General features: G+C 72.4%; 14 protein-coding genes. 1 reads left to right on the top strand and 13 read right to left on the bottom strand.

Going from position 1 to position 25,803, the window contains the following annotated elements; translation table 11 throughout:
- Positions 1-87: 87 nt before the first annotated feature.
- The 11 genes from ACXJKD_RS00705 to ACXJKD_RS00755 all read right to left on the bottom strand — a co-directional run bounded on the left by ACXJKD_RS00705 (position 88) and on the right by ACXJKD_RS00755 (position 12,967).
- Positions 88-603, bottom strand: coding sequence for a MarR family winged helix-turn-helix transcriptional regulator (locus ACXJKD_RS00705; protein ID WP_457252407.1), 516 nt, complete (start codon positions 601-603; stop codon positions 88-90).
- Between the two features lie 10 nt (positions 604-613).
- Positions 614-1,324, bottom strand: coding sequence for an ABC transporter ATP-binding protein (locus ACXJKD_RS00710; RefSeq protein WP_457252408.1), 711 nt, complete (start codon positions 1,322-1,324; stop codon positions 614-616).
- Positions 1,317-2,195 carry an ABC transporter ATP-binding protein gene (locus ACXJKD_RS00715; RefSeq protein WP_457252409.1) on the bottom strand — a complete coding sequence of 293 codons (879 nt, stop codon included), beginning with the start codon at positions 2,193-2,195 and terminating at the stop codon, positions 1,317-1,319. The genes ACXJKD_RS00710 and ACXJKD_RS00715 overlap by 8 nt, the downstream gene beginning before the upstream one ends.
- The gene (locus ACXJKD_RS00720; RefSeq protein WP_457252410.1) at positions 2,192-5,311 is read right to left on the bottom strand and encodes an FtsX-like permease family protein; all 3,120 of its coding nucleotides are present in this window, start codon (positions 5,309-5,311) and stop codon (positions 2,192-2,194) included. The genes ACXJKD_RS00715 and ACXJKD_RS00720 overlap by 4 nt, the downstream gene beginning before the upstream one ends.
- Before the next feature lie 150 nt (positions 5,312-5,461).
- A complete protein-coding gene (locus ACXJKD_RS00725; RefSeq protein WP_457252411.1) occupies positions 5,462-5,770 on the bottom strand; it encodes a thiamine-binding protein in 309 nt (102 codons plus the stop codon).
- 73 nt (positions 5,771-5,843) lie between these two features.
- The gene (locus tag ACXJKD_RS00730) at positions 5,844-6,905 is read right to left on the bottom strand and encodes a GNAT family N-acetyltransferase (protein WP_457252412.1); all 1,062 of its coding nucleotides are present in this window, start codon (positions 6,903-6,905) and stop codon (positions 5,844-5,846) included.
- Between the two features lie 41 nt (positions 6,906-6,946).
- Positions 6,947-7,369 carry a DUF4265 domain-containing protein gene (locus ACXJKD_RS00735; RefSeq protein WP_457252413.1) on the bottom strand — a complete coding sequence of 141 codons (423 nt, stop codon included), beginning with the start codon at positions 7,367-7,369 and terminating at the stop codon, positions 6,947-6,949.
- A gap of 26 nt (positions 7,370-7,395) precedes the next feature.
- Positions 7,396-9,084 (bottom strand): FAD-dependent oxidoreductase, encoded by a 1,689-nt coding sequence (locus tag ACXJKD_RS00740; RefSeq protein WP_457252414.1) that lies wholly within the window; start codon positions 9,082-9,084, stop codon positions 7,396-7,398.
- A 10-nt stretch (positions 9,085-9,094) separates the two neighbouring features.
- Positions 9,095-10,636: a serine/threonine-protein kinase gene (locus ACXJKD_RS00745; protein ID WP_457252415.1), complete on the bottom strand. Its 1,542-nt coding sequence runs from the start codon at positions 10,634-10,636 to the stop codon at positions 9,095-9,097.
- A gap of 150 nt (positions 10,637-10,786) precedes the next feature.
- Positions 10,787-11,749 carry a methylmalonyl Co-A mutase-associated GTPase MeaB gene (meaB, locus tag ACXJKD_RS00750; protein ID WP_457252416.1) on the bottom strand — a complete coding sequence of 321 codons (963 nt, stop codon included), beginning with the start codon at positions 11,747-11,749 and terminating at the stop codon, positions 10,787-10,789.
- Between the two features lie 3 nt (positions 11,750-11,752).
- Positions 11,753-12,967, bottom strand: a complete 1,215-nt coding sequence (locus ACXJKD_RS00755; protein WP_457252417.1) for an acetyl-CoA C-acetyltransferase — start codon at positions 12,965-12,967, stop codon at positions 11,753-11,755.
- A 348-nt stretch (positions 12,968-13,315) separates the two neighbouring features.
- On the opposite strand from ACXJKD_RS00755, the gene ACXJKD_RS00760 reads away from it, so the two are divergent.
- A complete protein-coding gene (locus tag ACXJKD_RS00760; RefSeq protein ID WP_457252418.1) occupies positions 13,316-15,061 on the top strand; it encodes a hypothetical protein in 1,746 nt (581 codons plus the stop codon).
- Positions 15,062-15,085: 24 nt separating this feature from the next.
- Here ACXJKD_RS00760 and ACXJKD_RS00765 read toward each other — a convergent pair whose 3' ends face one another.
- Together ACXJKD_RS00765 and ACXJKD_RS00770 are read right to left on the bottom strand one after the other, a co-directional pair.
- A complete protein-coding gene (locus ACXJKD_RS00765) occupies positions 15,086-18,976 on the bottom strand; it encodes a hypothetical protein (RefSeq protein WP_457252419.1) in 3,891 nt (1,296 codons plus the stop codon).
- The gene (locus ACXJKD_RS00770; protein ID WP_457252420.1) at positions 18,976-25,791 is read right to left on the bottom strand and encodes a hypothetical protein; all 6,816 of its coding nucleotides are present in this window, start codon (positions 25,789-25,791) and stop codon (positions 18,976-18,978) included. The genes ACXJKD_RS00765 and ACXJKD_RS00770 overlap by 1 nt, the downstream gene beginning before the upstream one ends.
- Positions 25,792-25,803: the final 12 nt, after the last annotated feature.

Below are 25,803 nucleotides of genomic sequence, written 5' to 3' on the forward strand. Positions count from 1 at the left end.
GGTTGCGCTTCACCCGAGAACGATTGTCGGGTGAAGCGCAACTTTCTCCTTAGACCCGATAAAGGGGAGGTATGCCGCGTGGCAGGGTCAGGCGTCGAAGTCGGCGGCGCCCACGCGCACCTTGCGCAGGAGCTCGAACAGCTGCTCGTGCTCGGCTGCGGACAGCATGCCCAGACCGAACTTGCGCTGCACCAGGTCGGCCGTGGCGGCCTCCATCGCGTCGCGTCCGGCCGGCGTGATGATGGCCAGGGTGCCGCGCCCGTCGTCGGGGTTCGGGACCCGCTCGACGAAGCCCTGGGCGTCGAGCCGCTGGACGATGTTCGTGGCGCTGGTCGGGTGCACCATCAGGCGCTGCCCGATCTTGCTCATCCCCAACCGGCCGTCCCGGCTGAAGGCGAGCAGCACCAGCGCCTCGTAGCGGGCGAAGGTGAGGCCGTGCCGGCCGACGATCGCGTCGTAGTCGGTGATGAGCAGCTGCTGGACGCGCATGATCGACGTCGCGCTGGCCATCGCCAGGGGCTGCGAGGTGCGCCCCCACCGGCGGGTCCACAGCTGCGCCGCACGCGTGATGGGGTCGAACGGCAGGCGGATCGGCTTCGGCACGCGCAGCAGGCTAGCCCTGCGGGGTGCGGATCGTCTCGAGCTGTCCATCATCGAGACGGATCTCGCCGTCGGCCTCCTCGGCCGCCTCGGGGTCGTGCGTCGCCATGATGACGATGGCACCGCGGCGCGCCTCGGCCCGCAGGAGGGCGAGCACGCGCTCGCGGTTGTCGTGGTCGAGCTCGGAGGTGGGCTCGTCGGCGAGCAGCACGTGTCCGCGCAGGGCCAGGCCGCGGGCGACGGCGACCCGCTGCTGCTGGCCGCCGCTCAGCTCCTCGGCCAGGTGGCTGCCCGACTCGTGCAGGCCCACCGACTCCAGCGCGGATCTCGCCCGGCGCTGGGCGTGATCGGGTCGCACCCCGCGGGCGAGCAGGGGCAGCGAGACGTTCTCGTGGGCGGAGAGCAGGACGGCCAGGGCGCTGCCCTGCGGGATCACCTCGATCCCGAGACGGGCCGCCTGGGCGCGGTCACGGACGTCGTCGTCGCCGAGGCGCACCACCCCGTCGAAGGCGACGGCGCCACCGATGGCCCACAACAGCGACGACTTGCCGGCGCCGCTGTGGCCGGTCACGGCGATGAACTCGCCCGGGTAGGCATCGAAGGTCGCCTCGGAGACCGCGACCGTCGAGCCGTAGCGGACGGTCACCCCCTCCACGCGCAGCGGCGGCGACTCGACGTCCTCGAGCAGCTCCGGGCCGTCCGCCCGCATCGTCCTGTCACTCACCGGACTCACCCCTCCCCTGCGGGATCAGCGTCCACACGCCGTCGACCTCCGCGACCCGCACCAGCGCACCGGGCGGGAACGCATCCACCGCTGCGGGCGGGAGGGGAAGGGACCCGTCGGCTGACACCACGGCATACGCCTCGCCGGAACGGCCCTCGCCACCGACGCGGCCGTCGCGGATCGTGACCGTGCGCGGCAGTCGCGCGGCCACCTCGGGGTCGTGGGTGACGACGACGACGGTGGTCCCCCACTCACGGTTGACCCGGTGGAGGGTGTCGAGCACGAGGTCGCGGGACGAGTGGTGCAGCTGCGAGGTGGGTTCGTCGCCGAGGAGGAGCCCGGGCCGGCTGGCCAGGGCGACCGCGAGCGCGGCGAGCTGGAGCTGTCCCGGGGGTAGCGAGTCGAGGGGTGCGGTGGCCGCGTGGTCGAGCCCCACGAGCTCGAGGACCTCGCCCGGAGGCGGCACCTCGCGGCCGGCACGGCGGGCGGACCGCTGGGCGAACTCGACGTTCTGGCGAGCCGTGAGGTAGGGCAACAGGTTGCGCGCCGCCCCCTGGAGGACCAGGCCCACCTCGGCGGCCCGGAACCGGTCGAGGTCGGCCTCGGTCATCGTCGAGAGCTCGTGCTCGCCCACCAGCACCCGGCCTGCGCTGGGTCGCATGAGGCCGCCGAACAACGTGAGCAGGGTCGACTTCCCGGCACCCGACGGGCCGAGCAGGCCGACCACCTCGCCGGGGTGGACGGTGAGGTCGACTCCGGACAGGGCGGCCACGTCGTGGCCCTCGGCGCGGTAGATGTGGACCAGGCCACGGGTGCTCACCCGCAGCCCGCCCGCAGGCGTGCCGTGCGTCACGAGGCTGTCGCTGCTCACAGCGACTCCCTGATCCGGCGCAAGGTGATCCGTCGGCCCGCCCCGACCGCGGCCAGCCAGCCGACGGCGACGAGCACCACGGCGGCCCCGACGGCCGAGCCGACGACGGCCAGGACGTCCGGCGCCAGCTCGAGGGCGGGCACCGGATCGGCGGCGCTGTCGAACAACGGGACCAGCGACATGGCCACCCACGAGCTCACGGCACCGCAGACGACGCCCACGACCGTGCCGACGAGCACGAGCACGACCTGCTCGCGCACGAGCGACCGACGCAGCTCCTTGAGTGGGACGCCGGACATGTGGAGCGCGGCGAGGTCGCGGGCCACCACGCGCCAGCCGGTCACGGTCATCACCAGGACGACGAGGGCGGCGAGGAGCACGCCCATGCCGCCGGTGAAGACGGCCAGCCGCAGGCCCCACGCCGACGCCGACTCGTCGAGGCGGTCCTTGGCGGCGGCAGTGCTGTGCCGGGCGAGCACCCCCACGCCCTGCGACTGCAGGCGGGTGGCCACCGCGTCGGCCTTGGCCGGGTCGGCGACCCACACGGACAGTGTCCCGGCGTCGGGCAGGCGGCCACCGAGGCGCGCCAGCGTCTCGTAGTCCACGAGGACGCCCTGGCTGCCCAGCACCGGGAGGGTGTCGACGGTCTGCTGCGCGGCGGCGACCATCGGCGTCCCGTTGAGGCCGATGGCGTCGAACCCCTGCGCCGTGCCGCCCGGCGGGACCGGTCCGGCGAGCAGTCCCGGCAGGACGGCCGGCACGTCTGCGTGGGACAGCTCGAGGGCGAACCCGGTGCTGTTCAGCGCGAGCGCCAAGGTGTCGGCGCCGGCGGCCACCTGCTCGAGCTTGTCGCTGGTGCTCGTCGGCGGGGCGACGAAGGGGTTCCACTGGTTGGCGGCGGCGATGCCGAGCGACCTGCCGTCGATCCCGAGGCCGGTGATGCTCAGCCTCCCGCTCACCTGGCTGACCTGCTCGTCGGTCTTGCGGAACTCGAGGCCGTCGAGCCGGCAGCCGTCGGGGCAGAGCAGGAGACCGTTGAGCTCGGTGGATCCCTTGCCGTGCAACGGCACCTGCGCGATGAGCCGGGTGAGCCGTTGGCCGGTCGGGGTGGTCACCGAGACGCGCAGCTCGTTCGGCGCCTCGGAGCCGGGGCCGACCGTGGGCGACACCGGTGCGCCGGACTGTCCGGGGGGTCGAGGCGTCGACTCGTCACCGGGGATGGTGAGGTCCCAGGCGAGCCGGCCGGTCACCCTGGTGCCGGAGAGCTGCACCGGCGCGATGTCGGGAGGGGCGAGCGCCCCGAGCCGGTAGGGCTCCCCCGGAGGAGCGAACGACGTCTCCTCGAAGTCCTTGGTGACGACCGCCATGGTGGCCGTCGAGCTCCGGTCGGTCTGCCGCACGATCGCGACCGGGCTGGCCAGGGTGCCGGTCGGGTCGATGGTCCGGACGGTGGCGAGCAGGCTCGTCGGGTTGCGGCTGTCGGTGTCGATCACGGCGGGCGCACCGGTCTGGACCTCTGCGCGGGCCTGCCAGTTGCGGTCACCGACGACGAGGGCGTTCGCGGCGAAGACGGTGAGGGCCACCGCGACGCTGACCACCGTGACGACCTTGCGCAGCGTCGGTCGGCGCTCCAGCCCGAAGGCGGTGAGGGCAGGACCGATCCGCCCGCGACGCAGGTTCGCGCGGCCACTGGCACCGGCGATCGGGACCGCCAGCCGGGAGGCCACGAGCCCGGCCGCCAGCGCGACCAGGGTGGGGGTGACGAGCGCGAGCGGACCCTCGAGCGACCCGGTCGCGAGCCCGATCAGGCCGAACGCCGCCAGCGCCACGGCCAGGATGTCGACGATCCCGAAGGCCCGCGCGCGCGCTCTCGACACCCTGCGCAGCAGCGCCGACACCGTCAGCCGCTGGACCGGTCGCGCAGCGAGCCAGATCGCCACGGCGCACACGACAGCCGAGGCAGCCAGCGCGACCACGGAGTACCAAGGCACCTCGAACGGCACTCCGTCGGGGAGGAGGAACCACCGCACCAGCGTCGTCAGCAGCAGCGCGAGGCCGAACCCGATGGGCAACCCGATCGCCACGGTCGCGGCCAGCTCGCCCATGACGATGCGGCCGGCCCCCTCCCGGCTGCGACCGCGGAGCCGGGCCAGCGCCACCTCGGGTCGGCGCTGCTCCACCGCGGCCTGCGCGACCAGCAGGAGGATCGCGGCGGCGAGCAACCCGAGCTGGGCCATGAGCAACGGGACGATGACCCGCAGCTGGTGCTGACCGACCCTGATGCCGTCGATGATCGTCGGCAGCTGGGTCTCGACGAGGGCACCGTCGATGCCGCCACCGGCGGCGCGGTTGTCGCCCTTCGCCGCGAGCACGTCGGAGATCTGCTGCAGGTTGCCGAGCGTGAACAGGTCTCGCTCGAGGGGGAAGGTCAGGGTCGCCTGCGCCACGCTCCAGTCGCGGGTGAAGGTGGCCTCGGTGGTGACGAAGTCGTCGATGGCGGGCACCGGTTCCAGGCCCGCGGTGATGAGCGTGCCCGACTTGCCGTCCAGCTGGGTGCGCTGCCAGTACGCCTCGTCCGGGACGACCTCGTAGGCTCCGACGACCTTGAGGGTCGCGGTGGGTCGCTCGGTCTGGCTGATGCTCGGCACCGGGGTCTTGAAGGTCGTGCCGACTGGCCACTTCCACGCCGCCAGGTCCTTGGCCGACACGAGGATCTCCCCCGCGGCCGCCGGGCACGTGCCCGTCGTGATCGTCAGGTGCTCACACACCTGGTCGCGGGCCACGAGGTCACCGGGCGACGGCTTCAGCCCTGGCCGCGGCACGATGGTGATCGAGTCGGCCAGCTGCCCCACCGGTGCGCCGTAGAGGACGCGCACCGATCCTGGCACGTTCCCGCTGAGCGCCGAGGGCCCGAACGTCGGGTTGGCGGTGCCACGCCCGGCGCGCACCACGAGCGCGATGTCGGCGACGCTGGCCGAGCTGATGCTGGAACGCAGCAGCGACTGCTCGAGGGCCCGCTGGTAGAGGGGTGCGAAGACCGCGCAGGTGGCGACCAGCGCCGCGAGCAGGACGAGCACGACCGCCTGGGCTCGGCGATATCTGATCGCAGCCCACATGCCGTCAGTGCCTCCGTGTGTCCGGCGGAAGAAACCCCCTCGGGCCGTCCCGTACCCGGTCGACCCTAAGGCGGATTCGTCCGGGAGGGGGCCACATTCCGGCAACGATTCACGGTCGCGGGCTCACGACGGCGCAGGTGTTGCGGTGGGCTACTCCTGCGCGTCGATGGCCGCCTCGAGGCGGTCGAGCTTGGCAGTGAGCTCACCGGCATACCCGTCGCGGATGTCGGCCTTGAGCACGAGGCTGACGCGCGGACCGAACCGGGCCACGGCGTCGACCGCGCCCTTGACGACGGCCATCACCTCGTCCCACTCCCCCTCGACCTCGGTGAACATGGACGACGTGTGGTGCGGCAGCCCGGACTCGCGCACGACGGTGACGGCGGCGGCGACCGCCTCACTCACCGAACCGGTCGAGTCTGCTGGCGTGGACGGGGCGACGGAGAAGGCAACGAGCATGAGCCCACCGTATGCCGCGCGCCTGCGCCCCGCCGCACCCCCCGGTGCGACGGGGCTGGCCCCCCGTGCTGCGTCAGCCGTCGAGGTGACGCTGGTAGGCCAGCAGGGCCTCGACGCGCCGGAAGCCGAGCTCGACGTTGACGCCGACCATGTGGGCGTTCTGCTCGGCGTTGCAGGTCTGCACCCGCTTCGCCTCGGGAGCCACCTCGGCCAGACCCTGCAGTCCGCGCGCCTTGACCGCCATGCCGAGCCGGTGGCCCCGGTGGTCCTTGCGCACGAGCGTGCCCCACTGCATGACCTCGTCGGGGTCGTCGGCCGACACCACCAGGTCGTTGTAGGCCACGACCTCGCCCGACGGAGCGATCGCCACGGTGTGCAGCATCGTGCGGCCCTGGGCCCCGAGCCGACCCAGCTCCTCGAGATAGGTCGCGGGGCTGAGGGCCTCCTCCTCGAAGTCCACCTCGCCGGTCGGGGCGTCGACGGCCAGCTGGTTCCAGCACTCGCAGTAGGACGCCTGCAGCTCCTCCGGCAGCGAGCCACGGTGGAACTCGATGCGGTATCCCTCGTGGTGCGATGCCGCGCCGGCAGCCAGCTCGGCCAGCCGTCCCGGGTCGAGCGGCAGGTCGAGGATGCGGCGGATCTCGGTGTTGGCGTAGGCGAAGCCGTGGCGCTCGGCGAAGCGCGCGTAGGGGTGACCCTCCCGGGCGTCGTCGGGCACGTTCGTCTCGACGAGGACCGTGCGGCGCCCCTCTGCACGGGTCCGCTCGATCGCGCGCTCGATCAGGGCGCTGCCGGCTCCGCGGTGGCGCAGCTCGGGGTCGATGTCGAGCTCGGCCCAGGTGAACTGGGTGTTGTCGAGCAGCGGGAACCACAGCAGCACGAGGCCGGCGACCCGCCCGTCCACCAGGGCGACGATCGGCTCGAGCCGCTCTACCGTGCTCTCCGACCGGAGCATGACGGTCATCTCGCGCAGCGACCACGTCTTGCCCCACGGGCGCTGGTACTTCTTGGAGGCGTCAGTCGCCTGGTGGGCCGCCGCGACCTCCGCGTCGTCGTGGATGTCGAGCAGGCGGACGACGACGCCCTGCGCCACGTCGTCGCGCTGGGTCACGGGTGAGTCAGTCGTCGTCTTCATGCCTCGAGTGTCCGACCTGGACCGTTCCGCGACAACGGGTTTTACCCGGCGGCCACGGGGACACCGATGTCGTAGTCCCACCGGCCCGAGGACCGACCGGCTTCGAGGACCAGGTCGAGCGCGTCGGGGTCCACCTCGGCCGGCACGTCGACGGCGACCAGCCCGTGCTCGGTGCCGTGGGACACGCAACCGATGGCGCCCAGCTCGGCGGCGACCTCCTCGAAGGTCGTGTCGGCGAACGGCACCACGCGGACGGTCCCGTGCCCGGACGCCAGCATCACGGACGTGACCCACCACCGGTCGTCGTCCTCGGTCTGGACGACCGACACGATGTCGTCGACCGCGATCCCGTTGGTGAAGACGGGCACGCCCACGACCGTGCAGGCGCCGTCGTGCCGCAGCTCGACGTCGATCTCCTCGCTGTCGAACGGCGGGTAACCGTCCTCGTCCTGTTCGAGCGACACGTACGCGTGCATGAGTACCTTTCCGGTCACGGGGCGAGGTAGGTGTGGACGAGGGCCACCGTCGCGGCGCCCTCACCGCTGGCGGAGGCGACCCGCTTCATCGAGCCGGCCCGCAGGTCGCCGGCGGCGAAGATGCCGGGCACCGTGGTCTCGAGGGCAGCGGGTGGACGGCCGTCGGACCAGTGCTCCATCGGCACCTCCCGACCGGTGTAGACGAAGCCACGCTCGTCGCGCACGACCTCCTCGGGCAGCCAGTCGCCGCAGGGGTCGGCCCCGAGCAGCAGGAAGAGCCCACCCGCGTCGACGCGCTCCGAGCCGTCCGGCCCCTTCAGCTGGAGCCACTGGAGCGACGGGTCGCCCCCACCGTCGACGACCTGGGTGGAGGGCCGGACCCTGATCCGGGACGTCGAGGCGATCTCCCGGATCAGGTAGTCGGACATGGTCGCCGCGAGGTCGGGACGCCGCACGCAGAGGGTGACGCTCGCGGCATACCGGGCGAGGTAGACCGCCGCCTGTCCCGCGGAGTTGCCACCGCCGACGACGAAGACGTCGCGCCCCTCCATCTCCCGCGCGGCGCTGGTCGCGGCGCCGTAGTAGACGCCGAGCCCGACCAGCTCCTCGAGCGCGTCGATGCCGAGGCGCCGGTACGTCACGCCGGTGGCGACCAGCACGGCTCGCGCCTGCAGCTCACCACCCTCCGTGCGCACCACGTGGGGGTCGCCCGGTTGAGCCGCGGGGACGATGCCCTCGGCGGCCACCCCGGTGTAGATGCGCGCCCCGAACCGGGTCGCCTGGAAGCGTGCCCGCTGGGCCAGCCGCATGCCGGAGATCCCCCGAGGGAAGCCGAGGTAGTTGCGGATCATCGAGCTGGTGCCCGCCTGTCCCCCGACGGCGTCAGACTCGATGACCACGGTGTCCAGGCCCTCGGACGCGCCGTAGACCGCGGCCGCGAGACCGGCCGGTCCGGAGCCGATGACGACGAGGTCGATCAGGTCGTCGGCATCCATGGTCTGGGGCGAGCCGTAGACCTCGCGCGCCACCATGCGTGCCGTCGCACCCTCGATCACCCGTCCGATGACCCCGGACGCCACGACGGGGAACGCGGGTGAGGCGCCGCTCTGCACCGAGGGCAGCTCCGACAGCACCCGCCGGGCGACCTCGCTGTCGGGCGAGTAGACCCGGTGCGGGAGGCCCATGCGGTCGAGGAAGTCACGGATGCGGGCGACCTCGGCCCGCGACCCACCTTCGATGATCTGCACGCCCTCGACCTCGGGGGTCGAGGCGGTCCAGCCCCAGTCGGAGAGGTACTCGGTGACGGCGGTGTGGAACTCCTCGTCGCGAGGCCCCTGGGGAATCAGCAGGTAGGTGTCGATCCGCCCACGCCCCAACGCTTCCCGGAGCTTGGCCAGCGAGAGGTTGTAGTCGCCCCGGGTGGTGAGGCAGATCCGTCGGGCAGCCGGCAGCAGGGTGTGCAGCTCGTCGAGCAGGTCGAGGCCCACCTCCACTCCAGGCAGGGTCCACCCGACACCGAGCAGCGCCACGGGTTGCCCGTCGGCGAGCGCCTGGCGCACGAGCTCGCGCCCACCGTCGGCGTCGTCGGCGCAGAGGACGTCGTAATCCCTTGCGTAGCGTGCGAACTCGCTGTCGACCACCGGGATGTGCTCGGCCGCGACCACGAGGACGATCGCCGGACGGACGCGTGCCGCGGTGGTCATGGCCTTCGCGTCACTGCTGCTTGTCGCTGTCGATGAGCCACGAGTCGCCGTCCCGGACGAAGGTCAGCGTGTGGGTCTCGTCGCTCTTCTCCCCGTCCTTGGGCTTGAAGGTCAGCTCGACGGTCGCCTTGTCGTTGGCGGAGTCAGCCTCGACCTTTCCGACGTCCACCGAGTCGATGGTGCTCCAGAAGCTCTCGTAGCCGTCTCGCCCACCGGAGTCCGCCTGCATCGTGGGAGTCAGCTGGGCGAACGTGGCGTCGCGCTTGTTCGCCTTCGTGACGTCGCGGTAGTAGGACTCGACGAAGCGGGTCAGCTTCGCGTCGTCCTGGGCCGTGTTCGCAGTGGTGGTCGTCGTCGTGGTGGACGACGACGAGCTCGACGAGCTGCTCGACGACGTCTTCGAGGGGGTCTGGGTCTGCGTCTTCGTGGAGGTGACCGTGGTGGTCTGGCCGGGGGTCGGCTTGTTGGTGCCGAAGCCGTCGGTCAGCGCATAGGCGATCCCGAGGGCGAGCAGCCCCAGGACGACCAGGGCCACGATCCAGCCGACCGACCGCGAGCGCCCGTCGTCACGGCGCTCGTCGTGGGCCCGGTCCCGCGGAGCCCCCGGCGGAGGGGGCAGCGGAGTCGTCTCGAGCCGCTGGGTGGTCTCGAGCGGCGTGCCGAGCACCTCGGTCGCGCCGAGCACCTCGGTCGCGGCGGCAGCGGCGCCCGCGCCACCCAGGGCCGTTCCCGCCGGCAGCGCCATGGTGGCGTCGCCGTGGGCGATCCGGTCCAGCCGTGCGGAGGCGGTGGCCATGTCCCAGCGGCGTTCGGGGTCCTGGTCCATCATCGCGGCGATGGCGCCACCCATCGGGCCGGCCTTCTCCACGGGTCGGGCGTCGCCCCGGGCGATGGCCTGCAGGGTGGCGAGCGGGTTGGCCTGGGACTCGTAGGGCGGCTGTCCCTCGACGGCGTAGTAGAGCGTCGCGCCCAGGGCCCAGACGTCGGACGCCGCGGTGGGGTCGCCGCCACGGGCGAGCTCGGGCGAGAGGTAGCCGGGCGTGCCGGTCATGAACCCGGTCTGCGTCAGCTGGTCGTCGGTGTGGGCCCGGGCGATCCCGAAGTCGCTGATCTTGGGCGTGCCCGCGAGGTCGATGAGGATGTTCCCGGGCTTGATGTCGCGGTGCACGATGCCCCGCTCGTGGGCGCGGGCGAGCGCGCTCGCGACCGCTGACCCGATCTCGGCGACCCGGGTGGGGGGCAGCGCGCCGACCTCACGGATCAGCTCGGCGAGGCTCTGGCCCTCGACGTACTCCATCACCAGCCAGTGCGAGTCGTTCTCGTCGACGACGTCGAACACCCCGACGGCGTGGGCGTCATTGAGCGACGCGGCGATCCGCGCCTCCCGCATGGCCCGCGCGGCTGCAGCAGGCTCCCCCGGCAGCGCCCCGATCTGCTTCACCGCGACCTCGCGACCGAGCACGGTGTCGAGACACAGCCACACCGTGCCCATCCCACCACTGCCGATGGGACGGACCACCTCGTAGCGTCCGGCGATGACCTGGGGCTGCACTGGGGTCCTTTCGATGGGGTCCGACGATCACCCTATTCGCCGCGGCTGATCCTTGACACTCCACGATGCCGCGCCTGCACGACCTCCGTTGTTCGGAAGATCCGCCGTGCCCAGGCTCGGCGGATCTTCCGAACAACGGCGGGAGGAGGGTCAGGCGAGGGCGGCGACGACCTGGTCGGCCGCGGCATACGGGTCGGTCGTGCCGTCCACGACAGCGGCGGCGAGCTCGTCGACCCCGTTGCCGTGGCGGAGGTCACCCATCTTGGCGCGCAGCGCCTGCAGGGCGATGGACTCGATCTCGTCGCCGGCCCGGCGGATCCTGCGCTCGCGGAGCGCGCCTGACTCGTCCATCCACGACCGGTGCTTCTCGATCGCCTCCATCACCTCGTCGATCCCCTGGCCCTGCTGCGCCACGGTCTTGATGACCGGCGGGCGCCAGAGGCCGGGCTCGGTGCGGTCACCCAGGGAGATCATGTGGCGGATGTCGCGCACGGTCGCGTCGGCGCCGTCGCGATCCGCCTTGTTGACGACGAAGACGTCGCCGATCTCGAGGATGCCGGCCTTCGCCGCCTGGATGCCGTCCCCCATGCCGGGCGCCAGCAGGACGATCGTGGTGTCGGCCAGGCCGGCGACCTCGACCTCCGACTGACCCACGCCCACCGTCTCGACGAGGATCACCTCGCACCCGGCGGCGTCGAGCACCCGCAGGGCCTGGGGTGTCGTCCACGACAGGCCGCCGAGGTGTCCACGGCTGGCCATCGAGCGGATGTACACGTCGGGGTCGAGGGCGTGGTCCTGCATCCGCACCCGGTCACCGAGCAGTGCGCCACCCGAGAAGGGCGACGACGGGTCGACCGCGAGGATGCCGATTCGCTTGCCCTGCTGACGAAAGGCGCCGACGAGCGCGTTGGTCGACGTGGACTTCCCGACGCCGGGACTGCCGGTGATGCCGATGATGTGCGCCTGCCCGGAGTGGGGCGCGAGCGCTGCCATCACCTCGCGCAGGGCGGGGTGACCGTCCTCGACGAGGGAGATCAACCGCGCGACGGCGCGAGGCGACCCTGCCCTGGCCGACTCGACCAGGGCAGGGACGTCGACGGTGCGGGGAGCCAAACGTCAGGCGCTGTCGGAGGAGACGCGCGGGACGCGCACGATCAGCGCATCCCCTTGGCCGCCGCCGCCACAGAGCGCAGCCGCGCCGAGGCCGCCGCCCCGTCGCCCCAGCTCGAGCGCGAGGTGGAGGGCGATGCGGGCGCCGGACATGCCGATCGGGTGGCCGAGGGCGATCGCGCCACCGTTGACGTTGACCTTCTCGACGTCGATGCCGAGCTCCTTGGCGGAGGCCAGGCCGACGGCGGCGAACGCCTCGTTGATCTCCACGAGGTCGAGGTCGGCGGGCGTGATTCCCTCGCGCTCGCACGCCTTCGCGATGGCGCGGGCGGGTTGCTGCTGGAGCGTGGAGTCCGGGCCGGCGACGACTCCGTGGGCGCCGATCTCGGCGATCCAGGTGAGCCCGAGCTCCTCGGCCTTCGCCTTGCTCATGACCACGACCGCGGCGGCGCCGTCGCTGATCTGGCTCGCCGAGCCGGCCGTGATGGTGCCGTCCTTGGAGAAGGCGGGGCGCAGCTTGCCGAGCGTCTCGGTGGTCGTGTCGGCCCGGATGCCCTCGTCGGTCTTGAACTCGAGCGGGTCACCCTTGCGCTGCGGGATGGAGACCGTGACGACCTCGTCGTCGAAGAGGCCGTCCTTCCAGGCGCGCGCGGCGAGCTGGTGGCTGCGGGCGCTGAACTCGTCCTGCTGCTCCCGGGTGAACTCCTGGTCGCCAGTGTTCGCCTGCTCGGTGAGCAGCCCCATGGCCTGGTCGGTGAAGGCGTCCCAGAGGCCGTCGAAGGCCATGTGGTCGCGCATCGTGACGTCGCCGTACTTGAAGCCCTCACGGGACTTCTCGAGCAGGTGGGGAGCGTTGGTCATCGACTCCTGACCGCCGGCGACCACGACGTCGAACTCACCGGCGCGGATCAGCTGGTCGGCCATCGCGATGGCATTGATGCCCGACAGGCAGACCTTGTTGATGGTCAGCGCGGGGACGGTCATCGGGATGCCGGCCTTGGCGGCGGCCTGGCGCGCGGGGATCTGGCCCGCGCCGGCCTGCAGCACCTGGCCCATGATCACGTAGTCGACCTGGTCGGGGCTGACCCCGGCCTTCTCCAGGGCGCCCTTGATGGCGAAGCCGCCGAGGTCTGCGCCCGAGAAGTCCTTGAGCGAGCCGAGCAGGCGGCCCATCGGCGTGCGGGCACCCGCGACGATGACGGAAACGGGACGGTCAGACATGGTTGGAGGCCTCCAGCGCCATTGGGGATTACCTGCCTTCACTCTAATGCGGCGGACCGCGCCCGGGTCCGCCCGGGCTGGTGGTGCTGGCCACACTCGGGTATGCCGTGTGGAGCTCCTCAAGCACTGGTCTCACCCTCACGGCGGGACCCAAGGCTGAAGCACCTCCGGCGCAGCGTGCTGGGCGCGTCGCGCGAATTCCCTGTCGGGACAATCGAATTGGTTGGTATCTGCGCTTGACGCTGTCATGGCCCTTCGGTAGGATTCGAACATACGTTCGACTATGGGGCCCATTGAGCCGACCAGGGGGTGATGGCTGTGGCGAGTGTCGCCGGGAGTGGAGACTGGGTGCCTGCCCGCCCGTCCGCGACGCCCTCGTTCGGCTCCGGCCTCCTCACGGCGGCCCTGGTGCGCGATGCCGACCCGGTCGCCCTGGCTGCCGCGGTGTTCGCGCTCTCGAAGTCCGACGTCGCTGCACTCGACCGGGTCGAGGCGGAGGCCTACGTCATCGCGTGCGAGCGGGTCACGGCCGCCCTCGAGGCGCGCCAGTCGCTCGCCATGGACACCATGGCCGACCGCGTCGAGGACGACCAGCACCGTCGTCGGATGGAGCCAGCGCTCCCGGTCAGGCCGGTCGCGTGCGACACCCACGGCCTCGTCGCCTCCACGCTCTCCCCCGCCCTGCACTGCGCGACGCGCACGGTGCAGCGACGGCTCATCGCAGCTCGGTGGCTGGCCTGCGAGTTCGGCGCGACGTTCGACGCGGCCTGGGACGGCGACCTCGAGCGTCGCCGCACCGAGGTCGTGGTCGAGGCGGGGCTTTCACTGCCGGTCCAGCTGCGCGGGGCTTTCGAAGCGTTGGTCCTGGAGTCCTCGGTCGACCAGGTCACGGGCGAGTACGTCGTCGTGTCCGACCGGGTGCGCGAGCTGTCGCGGTCCGAGCTGACGAGCAGGGCGACCAAGGTCGCCCGCGAGCTCGACCCGACGAGCGAGGAGGCTTCCGCCGACCGGGCCCGGGATGCACGTCGGGTGGTCATCCAGCCCGCCCGCGGCAACCCGGGCATGGCTCGCTGGGTGGTGACGTTGCCCACCGACTCCAGCCAGCGGATGGCTGCGGCCGTCGACGCGCTGGCCGGTGAGTACGCCAGGGCCAACCCCGGCACCCCGATCGACGCTGCGCGGGCCGATGCCCTCACCGACCTGGTGCTCTCGAGCGCCGACGTGTCGACGGTGGTCGAGCTGCTGGTCCCGGCCCTCCCGGCCACCGCAGCCCTGGTCGCGTCGCAGTCCGCTGACGAGGCGGCAAGCTCGGACGAGGGTCGTGGCGCAGAGCAGGGTCAGGGCGTCCGCTGGGTCATCCCCGGAGTCGTCGACGACCCTCGCCACGGCGCGCTCGCTCCCGACGTCGTCGCACGACTCCTGAGCGATCCCGACGTCACGCTGCGGCTCGCCCGCCTCGACCCGGACGGCTCGATCGTGCAGGACCCGACCACCTACCGACCGAGCGCCTCCGTCCGGCGTCGAGTCAGGTCGAGGGATGGCGGGTGCCGCTTTCCCGGATGCCACACTCCTGCGCGCAACACCGACCTCGACCATGTCATCGCGTTTCCGCACGGGCCAACCGACCCGGCCAACCTGGTCTGCCTGTGCCGCGCCCACCACGGGTTCAAGCACCACGGCGGCTGGACCCTGGGTCTGGCCCGTGATGGTAAGGCAACCTGGCGAGCGCCCGACGGCCGCAGCTGGGTCACCGAGCCTCGGCCCCACGGCATCCGCGAGGACCTCCACCTGACCGACCGCCTGCATCCCGAACGGCTGCACGACTTGCGTCGTGGGTGGTTGCCGGGACTGCCGGTGGGCATGACGCCGGCCGACCTCCTCAGTGCCGAACGCTGCCTTCCCGACGACCCGCCGGAGAGCCCGACCACTCCGCCGGCCCCGGCCGACTGGGCTGGCCTCCACCACGGTGGCCACGCTGATGACAGCACGGACCACGGTCCAGCCGTCCGGGCCGCGTCATCACCGAGCGACCCGACGCCCTGGCCCTCAGCACTCGAACGCCACCTCGAACGGCAGCTGGCCCTCGCCGCCTGACGCCCGCGGGTCGAACGTTCGGCGTCAGTCGGTGTGGACGGCCGTGACCCGCTGGCCGTCCGGCGAGATGATCGAGACGCTGATCCGCAGTGGCCCCGCGAGCGGGATGAAGGCTTCATAGGGCGGCGGCGGGTTGAGCCCACGGCGCAGCCGGTTGCGGACCACGACGATCTCGGTGGTGCGGGGGAACCCGACGGACGCCAACGGGATCTCGTCGAGGGGGAACGACCCACTGAGGGTGCGCGGCCTCAGCGCGGGGCCGATCGGCGGCCGGAAAGGTTCCCGCGGCAGGAACGGTCCGCCGGGCCGGACCCCGTCGGCGGGGACTCGCCCGGGCGACCGCGCGGGCAGGATCGGGCCGGGCGGGATCGGTCCGGGTTCGACTCCGCCGGGCAGGATCGGACCGGGTCCGCCCGGACCGATCGGCGCCACCGGCGCGATGGGCAGCGGAAGCGGGCCGAGCAGCCGCTGCTGGGCGACGATCTCCATCACGTAGGGCGGCCGACGACGGTAGCTCGCGTCGGTGATGATGCCCACGTGGACGCCTCGACCGGCGATCGCGAAGACGTCGACGATCGAGACCGTCACGTCCGGTGGCGGGGGGACCCAGCCGGGCACGGTCAGCTCGCGGACCACCTCTCGCCCGAAGGGGTCGACGAGCCGCACCCGCACGGCCACCGGGTCGCCGGCGACCGGTCGGGTGAACCACAACGCCAACGGTGAGCGGCCCGTCACCCTGGTCCCCTGCTCGAGCACCGGTGTGGTCGCGGCGGCCGCGGGGGCACTCGTGAGCGGCGTCGTGGGCACGGCCTGGAGCTCGACCGACGCGATGGGCTGGGCACCCGCGTCGCCGTCGAGTCGGTGGACCCCAGCCGGCAGCACGCGGGGTGGAGCCGTCGTGGCGGTCCGCACGACCACGCCGTGGTGGTCGCCGCCCCAGACGTCGGCGGCGAGCGGTTCGAGCTCGGGAGGTCCGGGCGGTACGAGCAGGCCGACCACGTCTGAGGCAGCCGAGGGGAGCCCGCGCTCACCCTTCTGCGGGACGACGTCGACGGGCACCGCGACGGCCCGCAGCAGCCACTGGTCCCAGCGTCCCGGCAGGGTGCCGGTCCAGGTCGCGGAGTAGATCGGCTGACCGAGCACCGGGTCGATGTCGGTCGGCGACGGCACCGTGGTCACGACGGCGTCGGCGAAGGCCGGGCCCATCGTCGAGACCTCGCGGGCGGCCTCCTCGGAGGTGGTCCGGTAGATCCGGAAGCGTTGCACCGCAATGGCGCTCGCGGCATACAGGGTGATGGTGACGGTGCCGTCGACAGCGATGGACGGTCGAGCCAGAGGAGGCGCAGGGCGGCGCAGCCGCGGTGCCATGACCGCCTGGAAGTGCTCGTGGGGGGTGCCGCTCGACGGCCAGGGGCTCTCGATGCCGGTCTTCGTCATCGTGGTGACGATGAAGAGGTGGATGTCGTTGGACCCCTTCGGCAGCGTGACGTCGTGCGAGCGCACCGCCCCGTCGACCTCGACGAGCCGGCGGAACGACGCCCGGCGTTGCGTGGGGGTCATCGCGTCGTACGCGGTGCGCAGGTCGACGAGCCGCTGACCCGGCAGGGTCGAGTCGGGTGGACGGGCCGCCAGTCCGGCCCGCTGGCGCAGGGACGTCTCGTTGACCTCCCAGATGATGCAGGTGCGCACATCGGCTCCGCCGGGCAGCGACCACGCCACCCGCACGTGGCTGCACCCCTGGGCGTCGACCGTGCTCCCGAGCGGCACGCCGGGAAGCGGCGGCGGCGGGAGCGGGAGGACCGGCACGGGGCTCGCGGCGCTGGTGCGCGCGGGGTTCGGGTCCACCGGCGACCACGGGGTGGGGCTCGACCCGACGAGCAGGTGCCGCCGCGCCCACACCTGGACGCCCCACCGGGCGGTGCTCCCGAAGTCGAGGGACGGGACGTCTGCCACCACGGCATACCGGCGTCCGCCGTCGCCCTGGCCCGGACCGGGCGTGACCACCTCGGTGCCGTCGGGGCTGAGGGGTTGCACGGTGCACCCGCTCGGGACGGGCGTGTCCCCGGCGAAGGTGAAGCCGAGGTCGCGACGGAAGCAGCCGGACGGGGTCGGAGCGGCGGGTGACATCCCGACCGGCGGCACGTCGGTCGCCGCTGCCATCGGGAAGTACAACGCGACGATGTCGACCTGGGTGGGGGTGCGCTCGAGCCACTCGACCGCGACCTCGGCCTTGAGGGTGCCCGGGCAGGTGGGGCTCCCGGCGTAGTGGGTGTCGAGGGCGACCGAGATGAGGCGGGTGGGCTGGGGCGCCGGCTCGGTGCCGTCCCACGGCACGTCCTGCCACGGCGACCAGATGCCGTGCACGTCGCTCACCGCGACTGCATAGCCGACATGCCGCCCGGCGCTGCCGATCACGATCTCCTGGCCGCCGTCGACGAGCGCCACGCGGTTGAACCCGGTGTTGCCCTCGGAGCCGTCAGGGCTGATCAGCAGGGGTCGGTCTCCCCCGGCGTCCCGCTTGGGCAGCAGCGACTGGGCGGGACCGGCGGTCCCGAGCTCGTACCGCGCCAGGGCCGACTCGGTGACCGGGGAGGCGGCGGCGTTCTTGGGCACGCGGTCCCAGGTGAGCCGGATCGACTCGCGCCAGGGCGCGTCGGGGGTGATGGGGCCGACCAGACCGGCCCGCTCGGACAGCAGAGCCGTCGGCGTCGGCACCACGAGGTGCGGCTCCGGTGCCGGGGCGTAGGCCGCGAACTCGGCACCCCCGCGGTCCGGAGGCGCGAGTCGCGAGTACTTCCCGGTGACGAGGAAGTCGCAGTGACCCACGGCGACCTGGAGGTCGTCGAGGCGCTCCATCGTGTACGACGCCCCGAACCCGGTGGCGAGGTTGAGGAACGGGTCGCTCAGCGCCGGGAGCATGAGCATCGGCCACGGTCCGGTGTCGGCCTGGGTGGTGAGCGACGACATCTTGCCGTCCTGCTGCGGCGGGTCGACCGCGCGCGGGCTGGTGACGGCGAACTGCTGGTACTCGCGCACCGACAGGTCGTACATCGGCGGCAGCTCGGGGAACAGGTCGCGCCGCACCTCCGCGACGAGCAGCTTGGGGTCGGGCGCGGCCCACGGCGGGGCGATCCGGCCGGCCTGGGTGACCGGCCCCCAACCGATCGGCGGCCCACCACGCAGGAGGCGGTGCACCGCGGCGTCGACCGGCGACATCGGGGTCGCGACCGGCCCCTGGTCGCTGGTGTCGTACTCGAACCCCGCCGCCGGCTGGTCGACGGGCAGGCCCACGACCTCGAGCGGCTTCCAGTTCGGGTCGTCGACGATGTCGGCCAGCGGCTGGATCGCGACGCTGATGTCGGTGCCGTTCCAGACCTTGGCGTAGGTCGCGCCCGAGGTCCGGACGGTGATGCTCAGCGGGTCGGCGTTGACCGGCTGGACCGACCCGGCCGCGACCGCGTAGTCGGCGTCCTCCCCGGTGCGGAAGAGGTAGACCGCCACGGGCGACGAGGGGTCCAGCGGCCGACACGTGACCCGCACGCACCCGGCCTCGACCGGACCCCAGGTGACGAACGGGATGCTGTCGCCGGAGACCGAGACCCGCGCCCGCTTGGGTGAGTCCTTCGGACTGCGGGTCCAGACCGTGAACGGCCCGCGCGGCACCCCGAGCGCCGGGCCACACGCCCAGCTGAGGTGGATGTCGAGCGAGCGCAGCTTGAGCTGGCGGTCGTCGAAGACGGGTGCGAGGGCAGCGCGCGGCGCGACGTGGGTGAGGGCATGCGTCCCGAACGCGCCTGCGTCCGCCACCCCGATGTCGAACTGGCGAAGCAGCTCCCGCTGGCGCGCGGCGAGGGTGGCCCAGGGCAGCCGGACGGCCTTGGCGCGGAACCGCGACGAGTCTGACCTGCGTGCCATCAGAGCTCCTCCTCCCAGGGTGCGCGCTGCAGGGGGACGTCCACGGCCACGGCCCGCGACTCGGCGCTCCCCGCGAGGGCGTCGGCGGCGACGACGAGGTCGAGGGCGGCGCGGGTGCCGCGAGCTCCGGGGGCGAGGAGGACGACCGCGCGTCCCAGGCCGGGCCCGCGGATGATTCGAGTGATCCCGGCGGCCGGGAGCGAGCCGGCAGGCGCCGGGCCCGTGCTGGGCTTGAGCGACAGCCAGTCGGTCATCCGCGCGGCCCACCAGTGGTGCGTCGGGTCGACGGAGTCGATCGGGCCCTGCACCTGAGTGGGCATGAGCCGCGACCGCCACAACGTCTCGCTGCACTCGACGACCAGTGCCAGGGGTGTGGGCGTGGCGTCGGTCGACCAGAGCACCTGCACCATCGGCGCCCCGGGCGTCTGCGGCGTGGTGAGGCCGGCGGCCTGGAAGGCCGCGTCGAGCTGGTCACCGGTGGGCGCGTCAGGCAGCGCCGCGAGCGGTCCGATGGCCGGCACGACGGTATGCCGCCAGCGCGCCTCGCGGAGCAGGCTCGCCAGCTGCGCGACGGTGCCGAAAGCACTGGTGGTGAAGCCGATCCGGTGCACGAGGCCACGGGCACTGGCGGCCGAGCCCTTCGGCACCGCATGGATGTCGATGAGGTAGTCGGTGAGCGGTTCGAAGTCGTAGGGCAGCTCGAGCACGTCGTGCCGCACCCGCTCGCCGCTGATGTCGATGCAGCGCTGGCCGTCGCCGAGGACCTCGAGCACCGCTTCCTCCCACGGCGTCGAGACGGCCAGGCCCTTGAGCTTCTTGAGGTGGATGCCGTCGGCCACCAGCGGCACGGTGAAGCCGGTGCCGGGGGCCCCACCACCGGGAGGCGCGGGGTGCTTGCCCGACGCAGCCAGGACGATGACCCGCAGCTCCTTGTCGTAGGCGTCGAAGAGGGCGGCGACGTTCTGCGTGGCGAGGGCGATCCGGATCGGCTCGGCACACAGGACACCGACGTCGTCCATGCCGGGCGCGGACGCGAGCAGCCACGGCGACAGGTCCTTCGGCGACTTGTCGGCACCGTCGGCGGTGAACCGGTAGCTGTCGGTGTGCCCGCCGTCCCACGACGGTGCGGAGGTCGGCTCGGCGTCCTGCTTGACCGAGGCAGCCCGCCAGTTGACGGCCACCGTGTAGGCGCGGCCCGGGACGAGCAACGCGTGGTCGTCGGGGTCCTGGGTGAGGGCGGTGGAGATGGCCTCCTGCTCACTGGTGACGACCGAGGTGTCCCACGACCAGCGGGTGGCTTCGCTGGTGAGGATGCCGGTCATGGCGACGAGGTAGAACGCCGGTGGCTGTTGGTCCTTCGGGAAACGCGTTGCGTCCCAGCCGATTTCGACCGTCGCGACATCTTGGAGATCCCGGGAGTGCACCAACAGCAGGGTGTGGGGCCAGGTGGCACGGGAGGCGACGCGCGCGGCGGCCTGGCCGGCGCGGCATACCGGGTCGAACCACGGACCGTCCCCGTCGACCCACGCGGCGGGCAGCGGGTTGTCCCCGTCGAGGCGGTCGTCGGAGTCGAGGGCACGCTGGTCGAGGACGTTGCCCTTCTCGTCGAGCCACCGCACGACGAGCCGCTGCATGAAGACTTCCTCGGGCACGAGCAGCAGCATCGTGAGGTCGCCCGCGCCGCCGTCGGGGCGTATCCGCACGGTGTCGCGCAGGTCGCTCGGCGTGAACTTGAGGCGGTCCCAGGCGCGCTTGACGCGATCCATGTCCTCCTCGGTGCCCATCGGTGCCGGTTGGTCGGAGTCGCGCACCGGCGAGCGGAGGATGCGACCTTCGCAGCCGAGGCCGGTCGACGCGGCCGCAGGCGTGACGGCGAGGACCGCGCTGGCCGCGGTCGCCGCGTGGTTGAGCTGCGGGTCCCAGCCCTGCGCGAGCCGCACCGCCTGCACGTCGCCGAGGCTGGCCCCGCTCGCCAGCGCCTGTGCGACTTCGCCCAGCGCGCTGTCGTCGTTCCCCGTGGCGCGGGTCGACCAGGCCGAGCCGGCCGTGGCGACCCACGCCTTGAGGGGGTTGGGCACGTCGCGCCCACGGCGGGGCGTGCAGCAGCGGACCGAGTCGCCGAGCACCACGGCGGGCGTCGTCCCCTGGAGGATGTCGATGGCCGGGTCGCCGGAGCGCCATGCCTCGGTGACGTCGCACTCGCCGTGAACCGGCCGGGTGCGCAGGGTGTCGGGCGGGTCTGGCCACGGGATGCCGTCGAGGTCCCAGCCGACGCTGCTCGGCCCGGGTGGCTTGCCGTCGAACGTCCAGAGCACCGGCGCGGGCGGAGCGGCCGGGTTGCAGACCGTCCCCCAGCGGTCGGTGACGCTGGTGGTGAGGGCCTCGCCGTAGGGCAGCGCGCGGCTGAACGGCGTGGGCAGCCAGTTGAGGAGGGCGAGCGCGGGGCCGGACGACGGGTCGGCGGGTGAGGTCTGCTTCCACCACGAGCTCGGGGTCTTGCCGGCCGGGGGCGCGGGCTGGAGGTCGCCGGTGAGAGTCACCGCGGTGATCTCGTAGGTCCACCAGCGGTCGCCGAGGCGGACCCACGGCCGTGCCCCGCTGTTGCCGAGTGGGGTGCCGCCCATGACCTGGCCGCGGACGTGGGGGGCGGCGTTGAAGAGCACGACGGGGATGGCGTCCAGCGGCACCGAGGGGGGTGTGCCGCTGGCGCCGGTCCGCAGGGCGTCGGCGAGCTTGCCGTCGATGGCGCGCTCGGCCCCGGTGCCCTCGACGAGGGCCGGCGAGCGCGACACCAGGCTGACGCCGGCGACGAGGGGCGGAGGGGTGAGGGTCTCCGAGGGCTGGTTGCCGATCGTGAGCGAGACACAACCCTTGACTGAGAAGAAGAAGAAGTCGACCTCGCCACAGACCTCGCCGTGGACGTAGGTGATGTCGGGGCTGCTCGGCGTCGTCCGACCGACGAGGACGTCGAGCTCGGCGCTGGCCCCGATGCTGATGATGAAGAGCCGCAGCTCGCCGCGCACGTAGATCTTGCCGGCCAGGAAGAACGGGTCGAAGCCGAGGATCGCGTCGAAGCCACCGGCGACCTCGAGGTAGAGCCCGATGCTCTTGCTGCCCATGAGCACGCAGCTGATGTGGAAGCCGGTGGCGATGGCCATGCCGCCGGTGACCGGTGGGAGCACGGGGATGGTGATGCCGTTGCCGTGCACCATGAGGTAGCCACTGCCCTTGATGACGTCGAGCACCTCGATGGTCACCCGGTCGTCGTAGGACCCCAGGTCGACCAGCCAGTTCTGGGGGTTGCGGGTGTCGAAGAACGCGGTGACCGGCACCCGGATCTTCAGCAGCTTCTGGATCTCGTATGCCGCGACGATGCCGAGCGTGATCGTGCCCCGGCCGAAGTCGATGTCGAGGACGGCGAGGAAGGTCGCGCTCTGGCTGGCGTCCTTGAGCACCGGGGGCAGCTTGAGGACGTCGGCCTTCATCACCAGCAGGAGCCGCGGACCGGGCACCTCGATGAGGATGATGCCCTTGAGGTGGACCACGAACCCGCCGTCGACGGTGCCGAGCAGCATGCCCGCAGCGAAGGCGTACGAGCCAGCCGTGTGGGTCCACCCGTCGGGGTGCATGACGTGACCGCGCTGGAGCTGCGCCTGGAGCCAGTCAAGGGAGGGGACGGGCCTTGAGGCGTAAGGTGACTCGTCACGCGCGTAGTTGATGCCGACGCCGCCCAGGAATCCGTAGATGCCCAGCCCGGAGTTGCCGAGCAGGAGCGGCACGGGCAGCTCGACCTCGGCCCCGATGAGCACGCCGGTCACGCCGTTCTTGGTCTCGACCGCGAGCACCGCACTGGCGCGCAGGTTGATCGGCGTGACGGTGAGGTCGAAGTAGCCCTTGAACCCGAACGGCGTGAACTCCAGCGACCCGTTGCCGTGCAGGACGCCCGGCACCTCCAGCGAGGCGGCCAGCTTGGTGAGGGTGATCTCGAACGGCCCGTCGAGCCGGGCCCTGACGCGGACGGTGTCGACGGTGACGATGCCCAGGTCGAGCCCGAGGCCGACCTCGACCTCCATGTAGGTGGGGTTGTCGCGGCTGACCCGGAAGCCCAGCACCCGCAGCAGCTCGTCAAGCGGTGGGCTGGCGCTGAGGGCACCGGCCGGGATGTCGAGGCTGTATCCCTTGCTGGGGTCGAAGACCGGGATCGGCAGGTAGTCGAGGTGGCCGGGGTGCGCCGGATCGGGCGCGGTGTTCCACGACGACCGCACCCCGATCGCCTTGTACCGCGTGGTGACTGGGTGCGCCGGGTTCACCTTGACGATACCGAGGTCGAAGGTGAACGTGACCTCGATGTCGAGCAGCACGCTCACCGAGGTGCCACGCGGGTCGACGGTGGCCGAGCCGTCGGGGGCGATGATGCCCTGGCTGACGACGAGCTCGCCCCCGCGCAGGATCAGCTTCTGGGTGTTGATCAGGCTGCTCGCGCCGAGGGCGATGCTGCCGATCGAGACCAGCGCCCCGGCCGCGGGTGACAGCTCGGCCGCAGCGGAGCTGAGCGGCGCGAGGACGCTCAGCGCCCCGAGCACGTTGAGGGCGTTGGGGTTGGAGTGCGCCAGGTCCATCTGGGCGAGCCCGTCGAGGTCGGCCTCGGCTGCGCGGAACTCCGCACTCACCAGCCACGACTCGCGGTCCTCGGCGATCCGCAGTCGCACGAGGAAGGTGCAGATGCCGTCGGAGGGGTTGCGGGGGCCGGTGCGCAGCGCGGGTTGGGAGTGTTGGCGCAGGGCGGTCTCGGCCGCCGTCTCGATGTCGAACTCGCCGTAGACCTCTGCCCTGATGAAGGTGCTCCGGAGCAGCTCGACCCGCACCCCGATCTTGCGGAAGCAGTTGGGGCGGCCACCGGTCGGCGGCGTACGGTCCACCTCGCGGGCCGGTGGCCGCACGACTCTCTCCACTCGGGCGGTGATGGTCTCCTGGCCGTTGCCGGCAGTGGTCGCGCGAGCCCGCCACCAGGCGCCGCTGCCGGCGGCTGGTGGCGGGGTGGTTCCCTCCGCCGAAGTCGTCTGGGCCTTGGCCTGGGTGAAGCCGTCGGCCGCACCCGCCGTGACGTTGGTGAATCCCTGGTGCAGCAACAGCTCGACGAGCACGTCACGGCGGCGCTCGCTGAGCAGTCGGTTGTAGGTCGCGTCGCTCGAGGAGTCGTGCTGCGGCCCCTCCCACGAGGCATATCCCTTGACGGTCAGCGCGGTCGCCGCGCCGATCTCGGTCACGACCTGCGGGGTGATCGCGGCGAGGAGGGCGCCCCCAGTGGGCGCGGCGCCCTGGGCCGGTGCGCGCGCGGTGCCGACGTTGTCGGAGTTGGTGGCGAAGAGGTGCACCGGCGTGGCCGGGCGGCCACAGACGGCGCAGTTGTTGGGGGCACCCGTGCTGGTGTTGAACGGGTCCGGCTTCGCGAACCGGAAGAAGGCGTCGACCGCCTGCGGCTGGGTGGGCGGCAGGGTGGCCGTGACGTCGACCCGCGCCCCCGCGGCGACCGGCACGTCCGCCTCCACCGATGGGCCGGCCCCTCCACCGGCCCAGGTCCAGTTCGCGGCCACCGGTGGGTCGGTCGTGAGCTTCACATGGGTGGCGGTCTCCGACACCCTGCGTATGGCGTGTGGCCGGCTGTTCGTCGGCGTGACCGTGACGGTCGACGAGCCTGCGCCGGTCGCCCCGAGCGCGCTGCGGCGGACCACGGTGAAGGTGCGGGTGGTCGGGGGGCCCGTGCCCGGGGTGGCGGTGACGGTGATGCTGAGGTTGCCGCTCGACGGGACGGTGAGCTCGACCCGGTCGTCCGCCGTGACGACGCCGTTGACGGTGATGCTGATCGTGATGGGCGCCAGCCCACCGGCCGTGTCCACGAAGAGGGTCGCGTGCTCCGGCAGCTCGGCCGCGCCGGTGCCGGGGTCGCCGATCCACTCCCCCGAGGCGGTCCGGAAGCTCACCGTGATGACCGGCGCCGAGCCTCGGTTGACCACCTCGGCCTCGAAGATGCCGGTGACGCCCGCGTGGACCCCGAGGCCGATCCAGAGGCTGCGCACGCCCGCGCTGACCGCAAGGCCCGTGAGGCCGGTCGGGGCGACGAAGAGCCGCGCCTCCGGGAGGTAGAAACCCTGCCAGTCGGCGGGCATCGAGCGGGCTTCGGCCGGGACGGCAGGGACGTTGGGGCCAGCCGTGCCCGACAGGTCGAGGACGGCGGTGCGGAAGGCGAAGCCGACGACGTCAGAGGGGCCGACGAGTGCGTAGGGCGGGTTCATCGAGATGAACTCGTAGATGTGGTCGACCGGGGTGCCACCGGTCTCGGCCGACAGCAGCTCGACGCCGACGGACTGACCGGCGAGCTGCTTGGCGCGGATCCTCAGTGACGGCAGCGTGAACGTGACGGGGAGGCCGTTGGCACGCAGCTGGCCCTGGCCGTCGAGGTCGGCGCCGCGCAGGAACGGCAGCCGCACCAGCACGATCGGCACGGTCAGCGTGACCCGCCAGCCGCCGTCACCGACCCCGCCGGTCTGGTGGAGCCCGAGCTGCACGCTGACGCTCGGGTCGGGGAACTCGATGGGGGTCGTCGAGGTGGTGCCGCCGTTGCCGAAGCCACCCGAGCCCGGGTCGAGGGTGATCGGGGTCGGCCAGGTGCCGGTGGCCGTGTAGACGTGCCAGGTGCCGTCCTCGTCGGCCTGCAGGCCGTCGTCGGTGCCGGTCAGGCCCTGCAGGAGGGGCCGCACCTGGTCGAGGGCACCGGAGTTCTGCGCGCTGGCCGGCAGGTCGGTCCACAGCGACACAGCACACCTCCC

The organism is Pedococcus sp. P5_B7 (assembly GCF_054049895.1).

What these genes read in the sequence shown, in the direction of transcription:
- ACXJKD_RS00765 (WP_457252419.1), bottom strand. Translation starts at nt 18,976, where the DNA reads ATGGCACGCAGGTCAGACTCGTCGCGGTTCCGCGCCAAGGCCGTCCGG.
- ACXJKD_RS00725 (WP_457252411.1), bottom strand. Translation starts at nt 5,770, where the DNA reads ATGCTCGTTGCCTTCTCCGTCGCCCCGTCCACGCCAGCAGACTCGACC.
- ACXJKD_RS00740 (WP_457252414.1), bottom strand. Translation starts at nt 9,084, where the DNA reads ATGACCACCGCGGCACGCGTCCGTCCGGCGATCGTCCTCGTGGTCGCG.
- ACXJKD_RS00755 (WP_457252417.1), bottom strand. Translation starts at nt 12,967, where the DNA reads ATGTCTGACCGTCCCGTTTCCGTCATCGTCGCGGGTGCCCGCACGCCG.
- ACXJKD_RS00730 (WP_457252412.1), bottom strand. Translation starts at nt 6,905, where the DNA reads ATGAAGACGACGACTGACTCACCCGTGACCCAGCGCGACGACGTGGCG.
- ACXJKD_RS00720 (WP_457252410.1), bottom strand. Translation starts at nt 5,311, where the DNA reads ATGTGGGCTGCGATCAGATATCGCCGAGCCCAGGCGGTCGTGCTCGTC.